Genomic DNA, 16684 nt, shown 5'->3' on the forward strand with positions numbered 1-16684 from the left:
GGCGCGTGACGTTTCACAACCTAAAGCGCGGAAGATACCGCGCATATTGTGAAAATATTTATATTACTGACGCACCAGCCGTCCCGTTGCTGGCACAAAATCGGTGTTGGTGCGCCACGGGTTGATGTCCAGACCGCCGCGGCGGGTGTAGCGCGCGTAAACGCTCAGTTTTTCTGGCTGGCAGAGACGCTGAATATCGCTAAAGATGCGCTCCACGCACTGCTCGTGAAATTCGTTGTGATGGCGGAACGAGACCAGGTAGCGCAGCAATTTTTCCCGGTCAATTTTCGGGCCGCGGTACTGGATCTGCACCGAGCCCCAGTCCGGCTGGTGGGTGATCAGGCAGTTGGATTTCAGCAGGTGGCTGACCAGCGTCTCTTCAACCACTTTGCCGCTCGCCGCGTTTTCGAGGTAGTCCGCGCTGAATTCATAATTCTCCACCTCGATATCCTGATCGTCGATGCAGGTCCCGTTGAAGTGGGCGACTGGCTGCCCTTCCAGCTCGTGCAGGCGATACAGTGAAACGCTCACCTTTCCCTGCGCGCAGGCGCTCAAATCACGTTCCAGGGTGTGCTGAACGTCGTCCCAGCTGTTGAATTTTGTCTGGTTAAAGCTGTTGAGATAGAGCTTAAAGCTTTTGGACTCGACGAGATTAACGCTGGCGTAATCCAGCTCAACGTGGCCCACTGCCACCTGCGGCAGACCGCGCGCGTTAAGCCACGAGAGTTCGTACAGCGTCCAGATGTCACCGCCGACAAACGGCAAGGCACTCGCATGCAGGCCCAGAGGATCGCGATTCAGGCTGCGCGGCACGCCCTGCAGCAGGCTTGCATCGTAGGTATCGCGGTAATCGGTCGATTTACCCAGCGTTAAGCCGGTTAACGCCTGATGATTTTCGTAAGACATGTTTCATAACCACTTTACAGGTACACTTATGGCCTGAGTTTATCCTGTCTGACAAGAAGAGAGAAATCGGTGGACATCGAAACTGCAAATGCCCTCACTACCTTCACGGCCCGCTACTGCGATGCATGGCATGAAAAGCACGGAACATGGCCACAAAGCACTGATTTGTATGGCGTACCCTCGCCATGCATTATCTCTTCAGTCGACGATTACGTTATCTGGCAGCCAAAACCTTTCGACGGCGAGCAAAATGTAAATGCGGTTGAGCGTGCAATGGACATTGTGGTACAACCAGCGGTTGACGCGTTTTATACCACGCAGTTCGCAGGGGATATGCCCGCGCGCTTTGCTGATATCACGCTGACGCTGTTGCAGACCTGGAGCGAAGACGATCTGCAGCGTGTTCAGGAAAACCTGATTGGTCATCTGGTCACGCAAAAACGCCTTAAGCTTTCTCCGACGCTTTTTATTGCCACGCTGGACAGCGAACTGGATGTGTTATCCGTCTGTAACCTGTCAGGTGAAGTGGTTAAAGAGACTATCGGCACCCGCAATCGCGAGACTCTCGCCCCCTCTCTTGCGGATTTCCTCACCCGACTTGAGCCCCTTCTGTAATCCATGCTGCTACAGCGCGTGTGAGAGATCTCTTACAAGGTTTGTGAGAGATCGCTGGAACATTCAGTATTACCTCATTAAATTCAGATTAATATCACTCTATTTTTCAACAGATTAGTTGTTCATCCTATTATTTTTAGGGAGCCTGTGCGTCTTACAACTCCGGCTGAGTGGGTTGTAAGACGAAGCGGAATAGCGGATTCTATCTCCGTCGACAGGACGCCGACACGAGAAACGAACATCAGGATGATGGCGTTTCTCACACAGGACTCGTCAGGATGGCACTGCAGGAAGGCTTCAGGATGAAGCGAAGTGGATAACGCAGGATGCGTAAGGGACACCTCCAGGAAGGAGAATGAGAGCCGGTCAGGATGGTCGGTGGGTCAGGAAGGCCAGGACGTTTCGGGATGAAACAAACGCGTCAGGAAGATGTGTGCAGGATGCATTGGCTTACGGATGACCAGGCCTTCGGGCTTCAGGAAAAGTTGTCACGGATGAGCAGGGAGCACGAATTGTAGCTGGAATGCTGCGAAACGAACCGGGAGCACTGTTTTTACAGTGCTCCCTTTTTTATTTCTGCCTTCCGCAATGCTATGCTGCGCGCCGTTCACTTTTTCAGTTGAGGTTACTATGACGCAACACGATAGCGTTCGTGCTCAGTTGCACGCCATCGAAGCCCTTTTGCGCCAACATCAGCTGTGGCAGGAGACCGCGCCGCAGCCAGAAGCGTTCGCGAGCACTCAGCCCTTCTGCCTGGATACGCTGGCCCCGTTTGAATGGCTGCAGTGGGTGTTAATTCCGCGCATGCACGCCCTGCTTGAGGGCGGTCACCCGCTTCCGCAGGCGTTTGCTGTCTCTCCCTACTATGAAATGGCGCTCGAGACGACGCACCCTGCGCGCGACGTGATGCTGGTCGAACTGGAAAAACTGGATGCCCTGTTTGCCGGTGAAGATGCATGACGCTTGAGATCCTCTATCAGGACGAGTGGCTGGTGGCGGTGAATAAACCGTCAGGCTGGCTGGTACACCGCAGCTGGCTCGATCGCGATGAGAAGGTGGTGGTGATGCAGACCGTTCGCGATCAGATTGGTCAGCATGTTTTTACCGCCCATCGTCTCGACAGGCCGACCTCCGGCGTGCTGCTGATGGGGCTTTCCAGTGAGTCGGGACGCCTGCTGTCACAGCAGTTTGAACAGCATCAGATGCAAAAGCGCTATCACGCGATCGTGCGCGGCTGGCTGACGGAAGCCGCCACGCTGGATTATCCGCTGGTGGAGGAGCTGGACAAAATCGCCGATAAATTTGCCCGCGATGACAAAGGTCCGCAGCCCGCAGTGACGGATTATCGCGGCATGGCGACGACCGAAATGCCGGTGGCCACCAGCAAATTTCCGACCACACGCTACAGCCTGGTTGAGCTTCTGCCTAAAACCGGGCGTAAGCACCAGCTGCGACGCCATCTTGCGCACCTGCGCCACCCGATTATTGGCGACAGCAAACACGGTGATTTACGCCAGAACCGCAGCGCGGCCGAACACTTTGGCTGCCATCGTCTGATGCTGCACGCCAGCGAGCTGAGCCTGACGCACCCGTTTACCGGCGAGCCGCTGACTATCCGTGCTGGGCTGGACGACGTCTGGATGCAGGCGCTGTCACAGTTTGGCTGGCTGGGACAACTCCCCGAAAATGAAAGGGTTGAGTTTGTATCGGGCAACGTTCAGGATGAACGGTAAACGCATTCATTATGGGAAAATAGCATGGCTGAAGTAGGCATTTTTGTCGGGACAATGTACGGCAACTCGCTGCTGGTAGCGGAAGAGGCTGAGGCAATACTCGCCAGCCAGGGCCATAAAGCCACGGTCTATGAAGATCCGGAACTGGCAGACTGGGAAAAGTATAAAGATAAATACATTCTGGTGGTGACCTCCACCACCGGGCAGGGCGATCTGCCGGACAGCATCGTGCCGCTTTTCCAGGGAATTAAAGACCAGCTTGGCTATCAGCCGGACGTGCACTACGGCATCATTGCTCTGGGCGACAGCTCTTACGCTAACTTCTGCGGCGGCGGCAAGCAGTTCGATGCGCTCCTGCAGGAACAGAGCGCCCAGCGCGTCGGCGAGATGCTGCTGATTGATGCCGGGGAGCATCCTGAACCCGAAAGCGAATCGAACCCGTGGGTCGAGCACTGGGCAACTCTCCTTAAATAGTTGTGTAGGCCGGGTCAGGCGTAGCCGCCGCCCGGCGATACATCCCGCTCCAAACGCCAATTCCGTGAACCACCTTCCATTCCCCTGGGCTTATGCCATAAACAACCTCTCATACACCCTTTAATACTGTGTTTCTGCACGGTGAGGTGATGAGGCACTCCTTCATATACTTTTCCGGTCACTATAAAACGGCGTCAGGCCGTACCAAAACGACAAAACACCAATCTCATTCTGATTACCCTACCGGTGCTGTACAGAATGAACCAGGCGAAAGCTATGTTTCAGGAGTGCAACAATGAGTACATTAAGCCACGCAGCGAGCAGCGCTGAAAAGCGCACCAATGCCCGCTACTGGATAGTGGTGATGCTGTTTATCGTCACATCCTTTAACTATGGTGACCGCGCCACGCTGTCCATTGCCGGTTCGGAAATGGCAAAAGATATCGGCCTTGATCCGGTGGGCATGGGTTACGTTTTCTCCGCATTCTCATGGGCCTACGTCATCGGGCAAATTCCTGGCGGCTGGCTGCTGGACCGTTTTGGATCTAAACGCGTCTATTTCTGGTCCATTTTTATCTGGTCGATGTTTACCCTGTTGCAGGGTTTCGTCGATATCTTCAGCGGCTTCGGCATTATCGTGGCGCTCTTCACGCTGCGCTTCCTGGTAGGTTTAGCGGAAGCACCTTCTTTCCCGGGTAACAGCCGCATTGTGGCGGCCTGGTTCCCGGCGCAGGAGAGGGGAACGGCGGTGGCGATTTTTAACTCCGCACAGTACTTCGCGACGGTGATCTTTGCGCCCATTATGGGCTGGCTGACCCATGAGGTGGGCTGGTCACACGTTTTCTTCTTTATGGGCGGGCTTGGGATCGTCATCAGCTTTATCTGGCTGAAAGTGATCCACGAACCCAACCAGCATCCAGGCGTGAACAAAAAAGAGCTGGAGTACATTGCTGAAGGCGGCGCGCTGATCAATATGGATCAGAAATCCGCAAAAGCAAAAGTCCCGTTCAGCCAGAAATGGGCGCAGATCAAGCAGCTCGTCGGCTCGCGCATGATGATCGGCATCTATCTGGGCCAGTACTGTATTAACGCCTTAACCTACTTCTTCATCACCTGGTTCCCGGTATACCTGGTGCAGGCACGCGGCATGTCGATTCTGAAAGCGGGATTTGTCGCGTCGGTCCCGGCAATCTGCGGCTTCGTCGGCGGCGTGCTCGGCGGAGTGATTTCCGACTGGCTGATGCGCCGGACCGGCTCGCTGAACATCGCGCGTAAAACCCCGATTGTGCTCGGCATGCTGCTCTCCATGACCATGGTGTTCTGTAACTACGTCAACGCCGAATGGATGATTATCGGCTTTATGGCGATGGCCTTCTTCGGCAAAGGCATTGGCGCGCTGGGCTGGGCGGTGATGGCGGATACGGCGCCGAAGGAGATCAGCGGCCTGAGCGGCGGACTGTTCAACATGTTCGGCAATATCTCCGGGATTGTTACGCCTATCGCTATCGGCTACATCGTCGGCACCACCGGCTCTTTCAACGGTGCGCTGATCTACGTGGGTGTGCATGCGCTGGTGGCGGTGCTGAGTTACCTGGTGCTGGTTGGGGATATCAAACGCGTCGAACTTAAACCTGTTGCGGAGCGTGGATGATGACAACGCAATCGAGCCCAACCGTTACGGAGATGAAGGTCATTCCGGTAGCCGGACAGGACAGCATGCTGCTCAACATTGGCGGTGCGCATAGCGCCTGGTTTACCCGTAATATCGTCGTGCTGAAAGACAGCTCAGGGAATACCGGCGTGGGCGAAGCCCCGGGCGGAGAGGTGATCTACCAGACGCTGGTCGATGCCATTCCGCAGGTGGTGGGCCAGGAGGTCGCCCGTCTGAACAAGGTCGTTCAGCGGGTCCATAAGGGCAATCAGTCGGCGGACTTTGATACGTTCGGTAAAGGTGCCTGGACGTTTGAACTGCGCGTCAACGCGGTCGCCGCGCTGGAGGCCGCCCTGCTCGACTTGCTGGGTAAGGCGCTCAATGTTCCGGTTTGCGAGCTGCTGGGGCCAGGCAAACAGCGCGATGCGGTAACGGTGCTGGGCTATCTGTTCTACGTTGGCGATCGCAATAAGACCGATCTCCCTTATCTGGCTCGATCCACGGGCGATCACGAATGGTATTGCCTGCGCCACCAGGAAGCGCTCTCCAGCGACGCGGTGGTGCGGCTGGCCGAGGCGGCGCAGGATCGCTACGGCTTCAAGGATTTCAAGCTGAAGGGCGGCGTGCTGCCCGGCGAGCAGGAGATTGAAACGGTCCGGGCGCTGAAAAAACGCTTTGCGGATGCGCGGATCACCGTCGATCCCAACGGCGCATGGCTGCTGGATGAAGCCATTAGCCTGTGCAAAGGGCTGGGGGATGTCCTGACCTATGCAGAAGATCCCTGCGGTGCGGAGCAGGGCTTCTCGGGCCGTGAAGTCATGGCCGAGTTTCGTCGCGCCACCGGGCTGCCTGTTGCGACCAATATGATCGCCACCAACTGGCGTGAAATGGGCCATGCGGTGATGCTGAACGCCGTCGACATACCGCTGGCGGACCCTCACTTCTGGACGCTTTCAGGTGCAGTGCGCGTGGCGCAGCTCTGCGATGACTGGGGGCTGACCTGGGGCTGTCACTCGAACAACCACTTTGATATTTCGCTGGCGATGTTTACTCACGTTGGCGCGGCGGCGCCGGGTAACCCGACCGCCATCGACACCCACTGGATTTGGCAGGAAGGGGAAGCCCGCCTGACGAAAAATCCGCTGGAAATCATCAACGGCAAGATCGCCGTACCGGATGCGCCGGGGTTGGGCGTGGAAATTGACTGGGATCAGATCCATAAAGCCCATGAGGCGTATAAAAAGCTACCGGGCGGCGCGCGTAACGACGCGGGCCCGATGCAGTACCTGATCCCCGGCTGGACATTTGACCGTAAGCGCCCTGTTTTTGGACGTCACTGATAAAAGGATTACACGATGAGTACTTTTTCTACCCCTGTCGTCACCGCCATGCAGATCGTTCCGGTTGCGGGCCATGACAGCATGCTGATGAACATGAGCGGCGCGCATGCGCCATTCTTCACCCGCAATATTGTCATTATCAAAGACAATTCCGGCCATACGGGCGTGGGCGAAATTCCGGGCGGGGAGAAGATCCGCCAGACGCTGGAAGATGCCATTCCGCTGGTGGTGGGCAAAACGCTGGGCGAGTACAAAAATGTCCTCAACACCGTGCGCAATACCTTTGCCGATCGCGATGCCGGAGGGCGTGGCCTGCAGACCTTCGATCTGCGCACCACCATTCACGTAGTGACCGGGATTGAATCCGCGATGCTGGATCTGCTGGGTCAGCATCTGGGCGTTAACGTTGCCTCGCTGTTGGGCGAGGGGCAGCAGCGCAGCGAAGTGGAAATGCTGGGCTATCTTTTCTTTGTCGGCGACCGCAGGCTGACGCCATTGCCTTATCAGAGCCAGCCGGATGAACAATGCGACTGGTACCGACTCCGCCACGACGAGGCGATGACCCCGGATGCGGTGGTGCGCCTGGCGGAAGCCGCGTACGAAAAATATGGCTTTAATGATTTCAAACTGAAGGGCGGCGTGCTGGCCGGTGAGGAAGAGGCGGAAGCCGTCACCGCGCTGGCAAAACGTTTCCCGCAGGCGCGCGTGACGCTGGATCCGAACGGCGCGTGGTCGCTTGATGAAGCGATCAAAATTGGTAAGCAGCTGAAAGGCGTGCTGGCGTATGCGGAAGATCCGTGTGGGGCTGAACAGGGCTTCTCTGGCCGTGAAGTCATGGCGGAATTCCGTCGCGCCACGGGGCTGCCGACCGCGACCAATATGATTGCCACCGACTGGCGTCAGATGGGACACACCCTGTCATTGCACTCCGTCGATATTCCGCTGGCAGACCCGCACTTCTGGACGATGCAGGGGTCGGTGCGCGTGGCGCAAATGTGCCACGAGTTTGGCCTGACCTGGGGCTCGCACTCTAATAACCACTTCGACGTGTCGCTGGCGATGTTCACGCACGTTGCCGCCGCCGCGCCGGGCACGATTACCGCTATCGACACGCACTGGATCTGGCAGGAAGGTAATCAGCGTCTGACTAAGCGGCCGTTTGAGATCATAGGTGGCATGGTGCAGGTGCCTTCCACGCCGGGGCTAGGGGTTGAGCTGGATATGGACCAGGTTATGAAAGCCCATGAGCTGTATCAAAAACACGGTCTGGGCGCGCGCGACGATGCGATGGCGATGCAGTATCTGATCCCCGACTGGACATTCGACAATAAACGCCCGTGCATGGTACGATAAACGCATTGGGACCGCTCCCACGAACGGTCTTTTACGTGGTGTATGCTTAACGTAACGACTATGCGTAAGGATGGCTTATGAAAATTGTTATCGCACCGGACTCGTATAAGGAAAGTTTGAGTGCGCTTGAGGTTGCGACAGCGATAGAACGTGGTTTTCGCGAGATCTTTCCCGAGGCGGTTTACGTCAAACTTCCGGTCGCGGACGGTGGCGAAGGAACGGTTGAGGCGATGATCGCGGCAACGCAGGGACGCATTGTACATGTTCCGGTGACCGACCCGCTGGGTGAGCGCGTGGAAGGATTTTATGGCTTATCCGGTGACGAGCAGAGTGCCTTTATTGAAATGGCGGCGGCTAGCGGCCTGGAGCTGGTCGTCCCTTCGCAGCGTAATCCCCTGAAAACCACCTCGTGGGGCACGGGCGAACTTATTCGTCACGCGCTGGACGCAGGCGTTAAGCATATCATCATCGGCATTGGCGGCAGCGCCACCAATGACGGCGGAGCAGGGATGGTGCAGGCGTTGGGGGCAAAGCTGCTGGACGACAGCGGGCAGCCCCTTGGGCAGGGCGGGGGCGAGCTGGGAAAACTCGCGCGTATCGACCTGAGCGGGCTGGACAGACGTCTGGCGGAGTGCCGGATAGAGGTCGCCTGTGATGTGACGAATCCGCTCACCGGTAAGGATGGCGCGTCAGCCGTATTTGGCCCGCAAAAGGGGGCCACTCCCGAGATGATCGTCACCCTGGACAACGCGCTGGCGCAGTATGCGAGAGTCATTGCCCGGGATCTGGATATCGACGTGCTAAACCTTGCTGGCGGCGGCGCGGCGGGTGGCATGGGGGCCGCGCTGTACGCTTTTTGCGGCGCGCAGCTGCGCCAGGGCATTGAGATCGTGACCGATGCACTACACCTGGCCGACCAGGTGGCCGATGCGGATCTGGTGATCACGGGAGAAGGCCGCATCGACAGCCAGACGATCCACGGCAAAGTTCCGGTGGGCGTGGCGAAAGTGGCGAAACGCTTTAACAAACCCGTCATCGGCATTGCAGGCAGCCTGACGGCGGACGTTGGCGTGGTACACGATCACGGCATTGATGCGGTGTTTAGCGTGATTTACACCATCTGCTCGCTGGAGGATGCGATGGAAAATGCCAGCGAGAACGTCAGGATGGCCGCCAGGAATATCGCGGCGGTGCTGAAAGTGGGGCAGGGAATGTAGTTCTCCCTCTCCCTGTGGGAGAGGATCGGGGTGAGGGCATCAGGCCGCACCCGCAATTGCAGGCCCGGTAAGCGTAGCGCCACCGGGCTTTTATCTCAGCTTCCCAGCAACTTCGTCGCTTCGCGCGTTACGTTATCCATTTCATCCAGCAGCTCCAGGAACTCCGGTTCAAGCTCCGATTCCGGCGTGCCGGCACGCAGCTGCTGCTCCAGCAGCTGGCAAAGGTTTTTCAGCCGTGGTACGCCGCTGTACCCGCAGCTGCCGTGCAGCTTGTGGATCGCTTCCAGCAGAGCTTCCGGATTTTCACCCACCAGCTGCTCTTCCACCTTATTGCGAATTTCCGGCAGAAATGCGACCAGCATTTGCAGCATTTCGCGGGCTAAATCGGGTTTACCCGCCGCCTGGCGCAGGGCAAGCTGCCAGTCAAAGGTCGCGTTCTGGTTAACGCTGATTTCAATCGGCTCGCTGGAAACCGTGTACGTCCCGCCAATGTGACCCGGCTTATAGCGTAACAGCAGATTATGAAGTTTCTCTTCATCGATGGGCTTCGCCAGATAGTCATTCATTCCGGCGCTCAGCAGCTTCTCTTTCTGGCCGGCCATCGCGTGCGCGGTGACCGCAATGACCGGGGTTTGCTGCTGGTGCGGCAGCTGGTGGATCAGCTCGCAGGCCCGAATGCCATCCATGCCCGGCATCTGAATATCCATCAGGATTAAATCGAACTGCATCTGCTTCGCCTGTTCAACCGCCTGCGCGCCGCTGGTGCACAGCTCAACGTGCTGAACCTGGTCTTCAAGCAATGCGCCAATCAGCTTCAGGTTGGCTTGATTATCATCCACCGCCATCACACTCATGGGCAATTTTTGCTCATCGTTAATCAGCGGGAGAGCATGCTGGCTAAGACGGCAATACTCCGTGAGCGCGGGCAGGAGGCGGGTCGAGGTGAGCGGCTTCAGCAGACACGCGGCGGCTCCGTCGTTTTTCAACTCCTCTGCATTAATCTGGGCGTGGCAGGGCAGCGCAAGCAGCAGATAGTCGGTCATTGAGGCGGCTTTCGCCAGCCGCTCCTGCTGCATGGTCAGCTCACCGGTGAAGGTAACCGGGATCCCCATCAGCAGAATATCGTAGTGCTCAACGGCAAGCGCTGAGAAGGTTGGGCTGTAGACCACCTCCAGCGGCGTGGTGCTTAAAATATCGAGCGCGCACTGCGCGGCCGCCGCGTTAGGTTCGACGTAGGCCAGACGCTTGCCTTTCAGGCAGTCCGTCACCGGGCCATCGGTCAGGACATTCGGATTGAGGTCCAGATTAATGTGGAACCAGAAGGTTGAACCACGGTTCGGCTGGCTGTGGAAAGAGATATCGCCGCCCATCTCGTTCACCAGGCGCTGGGTGATCACCAGCCCCAGGCCGGTACCGCCATGACGGCGGGAGATACTGGCGTCCGCCTGACGGAACGCCTGGAACAGACGCGACTGATCCCGCTCAGGAATACCGATGCCGGTATCGCGGATCTGGACTTCAATCTGCACCTTATTGCTGCTGATGGAGCGTTTTTCTACCAGAATGTCGATGTTACCGCTTTCGGTGAATTTAATCGCATTCCCGACAAGGTTGGTAATGACCTGCTGTAGGCGCAGCGGATCGCCAATGACGTTATCCGGCACGTCGTTTTTAATATTAAGCGTCAGCTCAAGGCCTTTGTCGTGCGACGAGTGCGCGAGCAGCGTCACCACCTCATCGAGCGTACTGCGCAGCGGGAACGGAATACTCTCCAGGATCAGCTTGCCCGCTTCCAGCTTGGAGAAGTCGAGCACGTCGTTGATGATCGCCAGCAGGTTGTTGGCCGAACGTTCAATGGTGTGCAGGTGATCGCGCTGAGTCGGGTTAAGCTCGCTTTTCAGCGTCAGGCGGGTAAAGCCGATCACGCCATTGAGCGGCGTACGCAGCTCGTGCGACATATTGGCAAGGAATTCCGACTTAATACGTGCCGCTTCCTGGGCGCGCTTTTTCGCCAGATCCAGCTCAACGTTCTGGATCTCCATCTGCTCCAGCGTTTCGCGCAGGTCGGACGTGGCCTGGTCAACGTTGTGCTGCATCTCTTCGTGATACGCCGCCAGCGACATGGCCATCGAGTTGATGCCGTTCTTCAGCATGTCCAGCTCACCCAGCATAAACCCTTCCACCCGGCTGTCGAGCTGGCCGCGGCGGATGCGGTCAACCGTATTAACCATGTTGCGGATGGGGCCCGTCACGTCGCGCATCAGGCGCCAGCCGAAGATCAGCGCAATGCCAATGCAGAACAGCATCATCACGCCAGAGATAAAAATTTCTTTGTACTGCTGTAGCCGGACCGACTTGAGATCCAGCTCCAGCGCCACATATCCCAGCATATTGTTGCTGGATTTGGCATCGGATTGCGCAGACTCATCGGGGGAATAGCTTTCCGATACGATCGGCGTGCGCAGGATCATGATATCGCCGCGCCGCAGTACGGTGAGGTGGCGCGGGAATGGCGTACCGTCCGGGATCTTCAGAGCCGCAGGATCGAGATGAAAATTCGAGGTGACAAACAGGCGGTTATGTTCGTCGTAAACGGAAATGGCGCGTACGATGTCCGAGTGGCGGCGGTGGAGCACGCTGATTAACTGACCAATGGATTCGCGGTTTTGCAGGTTCATGCCGTACTCGCTGGACACGGCAAGCGGTTCGATAATGCTGGCACCTGCATCCTCCAGCTGCCGCTGCAAATCGTTATAGCGGTGCACCACAAAGAAGATACTCAGCAGCAAACCGATGAGAACGGTGGGGGCGAGGATCAAAATCATCATGCGCGCGCGCAGGCTGTAGTTGGTCATGGCGTTCCGTTATGGGACAATTAAGATAATTATGTTTATGTGAGAAAAATCTCGGCGATGGCGCAATTCTACTCTGCAAAGCGACGCGTGACGACGCGTCAAATCATTACTGTTGAAGCCACGGACCTCGATCCGTTTGGTCAGGGAGTGGCACGTCACAATGGTAAAGCTCTGTTTATAACAGGTTTACTGCCAACAGAACGAGCAGAAATTATGCTGACGGAAGATAAACGCCAGTTCGCGCGCGGACAGGTTAAGCGTCGCCTCAACGATAGCCCGGAGCGCGTGAAGCCCCGCTGCCCACATTTTGGCGTTTGCGGGGGCTGCCAGCAACAGCATGCGAGCACAGAATTACAGCAAAAAAGCAAAAGCCGCGCGCTGGCGCGTCAGCTTAAACATGACGTTAACGAAATTCTCGCCGATGTGCCCTGGGGCTATCGTCGACGCGCGCGCCTGAGCCTCAGCTATCAGCCAAAAACGGCTCGGCTGGAGATGGGGTTTCGCAAGGCCGGTTCCAGCGACATTGTCGATGTGCAGCAGTGCCCCATTTTGGTGCCCCATCTTGAGGCATTACTTCCGGAAGTGCGCACCTGTCTTTCCGGGCTGGACGGCGTTCGCCATCTCGGGCATGTCGAACTGGTCATGGCAAACAATGGACCGCTGATGGTCCTGCGCCATACCGCGCCGTTGTCGAAAAAAGATCGCGAAAAACTGGAACGCTTTTCGCATTCCCACGACCTGGCGCTTTTCCTTGCACCACAAAGCGAGATACTTGAGCAGGTTACCGGTGAGGCGCCCTGGTATGCGTCAAACGGGCTACGCTTAACGTTCAGCCCGCGGGATTTCATTCAGGTGAATGATGGCGTTAACCAACTGATGGTTGAGAAAGCGCTGACGTGGCTGGACGTTCAGAAAAGCGATCGGGTGCTCGACCTGTTCTGCGGAATGGGCAACTTCACGCTGCCGCTGGCGCGAGAAGCGGCCAGCGTCGTCGGCGTGGAAGGCGTTGAGGCGCTGGTGGCTAAAGGGCAGGAGAACGCGCTGCAGAACGGCTTGCAAAATGTGACATTCTTTCATCAAAATCTTGAGGACGATGTCACCCAACAGCCGTGGGCAAAGCAGGGCTTTGATAAAATTTTGCTCGATCCGGCACGTGCCGGTGCCCCGGGCGTGATGGCACATATTATTAAACTCGCGCCAAAGCGTGTGGTCTATGTTTCCTGTAACCCGGCAACGCTTGCCCGGGACAGCGAGGCATTACTCAGCGCGGGTTACCAGATTCAGCGTCTGGCAATGCTGGACATGTTCCCGCACACTGGGCATCTGGAATCGATGGTGTTGTTCGAGCACATCTAATTTGTTTGGCTTGTCGACTTCGACAGGCCCTGGTCCCTAAAGGAGAGGACAATGGTTGCGGTAAGAAGTGCACATCTCAATAAAGCTGGGGAGTTTGACCCACAAAAATGGATCGCAAGTCTGGGAATTTCCAGCCAGCAGTCGTGTGAACGCTTAACCGAAACCTGGGCCTATTGTCTGCGCACCACGCAGGGGCATCCGGATGCCGATCTTCTCCTGTGGCGCGGCGTGGAGATGGTGGAAATCTTATCCATGCTGAACATGGATATTGAAACGCTGCAGGCCGCGCTTCTCTTCCCCCTCGCGGATGCGGACGTGGTCAGCGAAGACGTACTGCGCGACAGCGTCGGGAAATCCGTCGTCGCGCTGATCCACGGCGTGCGCGATATGGCGGCTATTCGCCAGCTCAAAGCCGCGCATACCGATTCCGTCTCCTCAGAACAGGTCGATAACGTTCGCCGGATGCTGCTGGCCATGGTGGATGATTTCCGCTGCGTGGTTATCAAGCTTGCAGAGCGTATTGCCCACCTGCGTGAGGTGAAGGATGCGCCGGAAGACGAGCGCGTGCTGGCGGCCAAAGAGTGTACAAATATCTACGCGCCGCTGGCGAACCGCTTAGGGATTGGTCAGCTGAAATGGGAGCTGGAAGATTACTGCTTCCGCTATCTGCACCCGGCGGAATATAAACGTATTGCCAAACTCCTGCACGAGCGCCGTATCGACCGCGAGCACTATATCGAGGAATTTGTCGGCGGGCTGCGCCAGGCGATGAAAGAAGAGAACGTGCGCGCCGAAGTCTACGGCCGGCCTAAGCATATCTACAGCATCTGGCGCAAAATGCAGAAGAAACACCTCGCCTTTGACGAGCTGTTTGACGTGCGCGCCGTGCGTATCGTGGCGGAGCGTCTGCAGGATTGCTACGCCGCGCTGGGGATAGTACACACTCACTTCCGTCATCTGCCCGATGAGTTCGACGACTATGTCGCCAACCCAAAACCGAACGGCTACCAGTCTATCCATACCGTGGTGCTTGGCCCTGGCGGTAAAACGGTTGAGATTCAGATCCGCACCAAACAGATGCATGAAGACGCCGAGCTGGGCGTGGCCGCGCACTGGAAATACAAAGAAGGCACCTCCGGTGGGGCGCGTTCTGGCCACGAAGACCGCATTGCCTGGCTGCGCAAGCTGATTGCGTGGCAGGAAGAGATGGCCGATTCCGGCGAGATGCTCGACGAAGTGCGCAGCCAGGTCTTTGACGATCGGGTGTATGTCTTTACGCCGAAAGGGGACGTTGTCGACCTGCCGGCCGGCTCTACGCCGCTTGATTTTGCCTACCATATCCATAGCGATGTGGGACACCGATGCATCGGGGCGAAAATCGGCGGGCGTATTGTACCGTTCACCTATCAGCTGCAGATGGGTGACCAGATTGAGATCATTACCCAGAAGCAGCCCAACCCGAGCCGTGACTGGCTTAACCCGAACCTGGGCTACGTCACCACCAGTCGCGGGCGATCGAAAATTCACGCCTGGTTCCGTAAACAGGATCGTGACAAGAACATTCTTGCCGGCCGCCAGATCCTCGACGACGAGCTGGAGCATATCGGGATAAGCCTGAAAGAGGCGGAGAAATTCCTGCTGCCGCGCTACAACTTTAACGAGCTTGACGAGCTGTTAGCGGCCATTGGCGGCGGTGATATCCGTCTGAATCAGATGGTGAACTTCCTGCAGGCGCAGTTCAATAAGCCAAGCGCGGCAGAGCAGGACGCGGCGGCGCTGAAGCAGCTGCAGCAGAAAACCTACGCCCCGCAGCAGCGCAGCAAAGACAACGGCCGCGTGGTGGTTGAAGGCGTAGGTAACCTGATGCACCACATTGCCCGCTGCTGCCAGCCTATTCCGGGCGACGATATCGTCGGCTTTATTACCCAGGGACGCGGGATTTCGATTCACCGTTCCGACTGTGACCAGCTTGCCGAGCTGCAGTCGCATGCGCCGGAGCGCATCGTGGAAGCGGTTTGGGGTGAGAGCTATTCCGCTGGCTACTCGCTGGTGGTGCGCGTCACTGCCAATGACCGCAGCGGGCTGCTGCGCGACATCACGACCATTCTCGCCAACGAGAAGGTCAACGTGCTGGGCGTCGCCAGCCGCAGCGATACCCGCGAGCAGCTTGCCACCATCGATATGACCATCGAAATCTACAACCTGCAGGTGCTGGGCCGCGTGCTCGGCAAACTGAACCAGGTGCCGGATGTGATAGACGCGCGTCGTCTGCACGGCGGTTAAACACACTCTTCTGTAGGCCGGGTAAGGCTTTGCCGCCGCCCGGCTTGTTTTTTTAATGGAAAACACTATGACTCAAATCGACCGCCTGCTCGGCATCATGAAACGCCTGCGCGACCCGGAAAACGGCTGCCCGTGGGATAAAGAGCAGACTTTCGCCACCATCGCGCCTTATACCCTCGAAGAGACCTATGAGGTGCTGGACGCTATTTCCCGCGCAGATTTTGACGACCTGCGCGGCGAGCTGGGCGATCTGCTGTTCCAGGTGGTGTTCTATGCGCAAATGGCGCAGGAAGAAGGGCGCTTTAACTTTGACGATATCTGCGCTGCCATCAGCGACAAGCTTGAGCGCCGTCATCCCCATATCTTCGGCGATGCCACCGCAGGGAACAGCGCTGAGGTGCTGGCCCGCTGGGAGCAGATCAAAAGCGCTGAGCGGGCGGAAAAATCCCAGCACTCGGCGCTGGATGATATTCCGCTGAGCCTTCCCGCGCTGATGCGCGCGCATAAAATCCAGAAGCGCTGCTCCGCCGTCGGTTTTGACTGGACCTCCCTCGGCCCGGTGCTGGATAAAGTGCACGAAGAGATTGACGAAGTCATGCACGAAGCGCAGCAGGCGGTGGTGGATGAAGCAAAGCTTGAGGAAGAGATGGGCGACCTGTTGTTCGCGACCGTCAACCTTTCTCGCCACCTGGGTGTAAAAGCGGAAACCGCCCTGCAAAAAGCCAACCTAAAATTCGAACGACGCTTTCGCGAAGTTGAGCGGATTGTCGCCTCGCGAGGCCTGGAAATGAGCGGAATTGACCTCGAAGCGATGGAAGAAGTCTGGCAGGAAGTAAAGCGCCAGGAATCTGATCTCTAACGAGATTTTGCGATCAAGCGCAATTTGTGTGATTTTTTAAAT

The 16684-nt window shown here is 57.2% G+C and carries 13 protein-coding genes; 11 read left to right on the plus strand and 2 right to left on the minus strand.

All coding sequences use genetic code 11. The features are described from left to right. Nucleotides 1-63: 63 nt before the first annotated feature. The gene (gene queF / locus ACMWLG_RS14350) at nucleotides 64-906 is read right to left on the minus strand and encodes an NADPH-dependent 7-cyano-7-deazaguanine reductase QueF (protein ID WP_045404161.1); all 843 of its coding nucleotides are present in this window, start codon (nucleotides 904-906) and stop codon (nucleotides 64-66) included. Nucleotides 907-975: 69 nt separating this feature from the next. Between queF and syd the strand changes: the two genes are divergently transcribed. The 8 genes from syd to ACMWLG_RS14390 all read left to right on the plus strand — a co-directional run bounded on the left by syd (nucleotide 976) and on the right by ACMWLG_RS14390 (nucleotide 9289). After that, nucleotides 976-1521, plus strand: a complete 546-nt coding sequence (gene syd, locus ACMWLG_RS14355) for a SecY-interacting protein (RefSeq protein ID WP_045404162.1) — start codon at nucleotides 976-978, stop codon at nucleotides 1519-1521. Between the two features lie 630 nt (nucleotides 1522-2151). Further along, nucleotides 2152-2481 (plus strand): YqcC family protein, encoded by a 330-nt coding sequence (locus ACMWLG_RS14360; protein ID WP_033146428.1) that lies wholly within the window; start codon nucleotides 2152-2154, stop codon nucleotides 2479-2481. Then, nucleotides 2478-3254 carry a tRNA pseudouridine(65) synthase TruC gene (truC, locus tag ACMWLG_RS14365; RefSeq protein WP_045404163.1) on the plus strand — a complete coding sequence of 259 codons (777 nt, stop codon included), beginning with the start codon at nucleotides 2478-2480 and terminating at the stop codon, nucleotides 3252-3254. Before ACMWLG_RS14360 ends, truC begins: the two co-directional genes overlap by 4 nt. 24 nt (nucleotides 3255-3278) lie before the next feature. Next, entirely contained in the window at nucleotides 3279-3728 is a 450-nt protein-coding gene (locus ACMWLG_RS14370; protein WP_029741558.1) for a flavodoxin, read from the plus strand. Between the two features lie 295 nt (nucleotides 3729-4023). Then, complete coding sequence (gene gudP, locus ACMWLG_RS14375) at nucleotides 4024-5379, plus strand: galactarate/glucarate/glycerate transporter GudP (protein WP_045404164.1); 1356 nt, start codon at nucleotides 4024-4026, stop codon at nucleotides 5377-5379. Then, entirely contained in the window at nucleotides 5379-6719 is a 1341-nt protein-coding gene (locus ACMWLG_RS14380) for an enolase C-terminal domain-like protein (protein WP_045404221.1), read from the plus strand. Before gudP ends, ACMWLG_RS14380 begins: the two co-directional genes overlap by 1 nt. Nucleotides 6720-6734: 15 nt before the next feature. Next, complete coding sequence (gene gudD / locus ACMWLG_RS14385; RefSeq protein WP_045404165.1) at nucleotides 6735-8072, plus strand: glucarate dehydratase; 1338 nt, start codon at nucleotides 6735-6737, stop codon at nucleotides 8070-8072. Between the two features lie 77 nt (nucleotides 8073-8149). Continuing rightward, nucleotides 8150-9289 carry a glycerate kinase gene (locus tag ACMWLG_RS14390; protein ID WP_414762995.1) on the plus strand — a complete coding sequence of 380 codons (1140 nt, stop codon included), beginning with the start codon at nucleotides 8150-8152 and terminating at the stop codon, nucleotides 9287-9289. A gap of 95 nt (nucleotides 9290-9384) precedes the next feature. Here ACMWLG_RS14390 and barA read toward each other — a convergent pair whose 3' ends face one another. Continuing rightward, nucleotides 9385-12144 (minus strand): two-component sensor histidine kinase BarA, encoded by a 2760-nt coding sequence (barA, locus tag ACMWLG_RS14395; RefSeq protein WP_045404167.1) that lies wholly within the window; start codon nucleotides 12142-12144, stop codon nucleotides 9385-9387. A 57-nt stretch (nucleotides 12145-12201) separates the two neighbouring features. Between barA and rlmD the strand changes: the two genes are divergently transcribed. The 3 genes from rlmD to mazG all read left to right on the plus strand — a co-directional run bounded on the left by rlmD (nucleotide 12202) and on the right by mazG (nucleotide 16642). Then, entirely contained in the window at nucleotides 12202-13500 is a 1299-nt protein-coding gene (gene rlmD / locus ACMWLG_RS14400; protein WP_045404168.1) for a 23S rRNA (uracil(1939)-C(5))-methyltransferase RlmD, read from the plus strand. A 51-nt stretch (nucleotides 13501-13551) separates the two neighbouring features. Then, entirely contained in the window at nucleotides 13552-15783 is a 2232-nt protein-coding gene (gene relA / locus ACMWLG_RS14405; RefSeq protein ID WP_023309015.1) for a GTP diphosphokinase, read from the plus strand. 67 nt (nucleotides 15784-15850) lie between these two features. Further along, nucleotides 15851-16642 carry a nucleoside triphosphate pyrophosphohydrolase gene (gene mazG / locus ACMWLG_RS14410; protein ID WP_045404169.1) on the plus strand — a complete coding sequence of 264 codons (792 nt, stop codon included), beginning with the start codon at nucleotides 15851-15853 and terminating at the stop codon, nucleotides 16640-16642. Nucleotides 16643-16684: the final 42 nt, after the last annotated feature.

Source organism: Enterobacter sp. 01-M-02-SI-ECC (assembly GCF_047530595.1).
Lineage (GTDB): Bacteria > Pseudomonadota > Gammaproteobacteria > Enterobacterales > Enterobacteriaceae > Enterobacter > Enterobacter cloacae_M.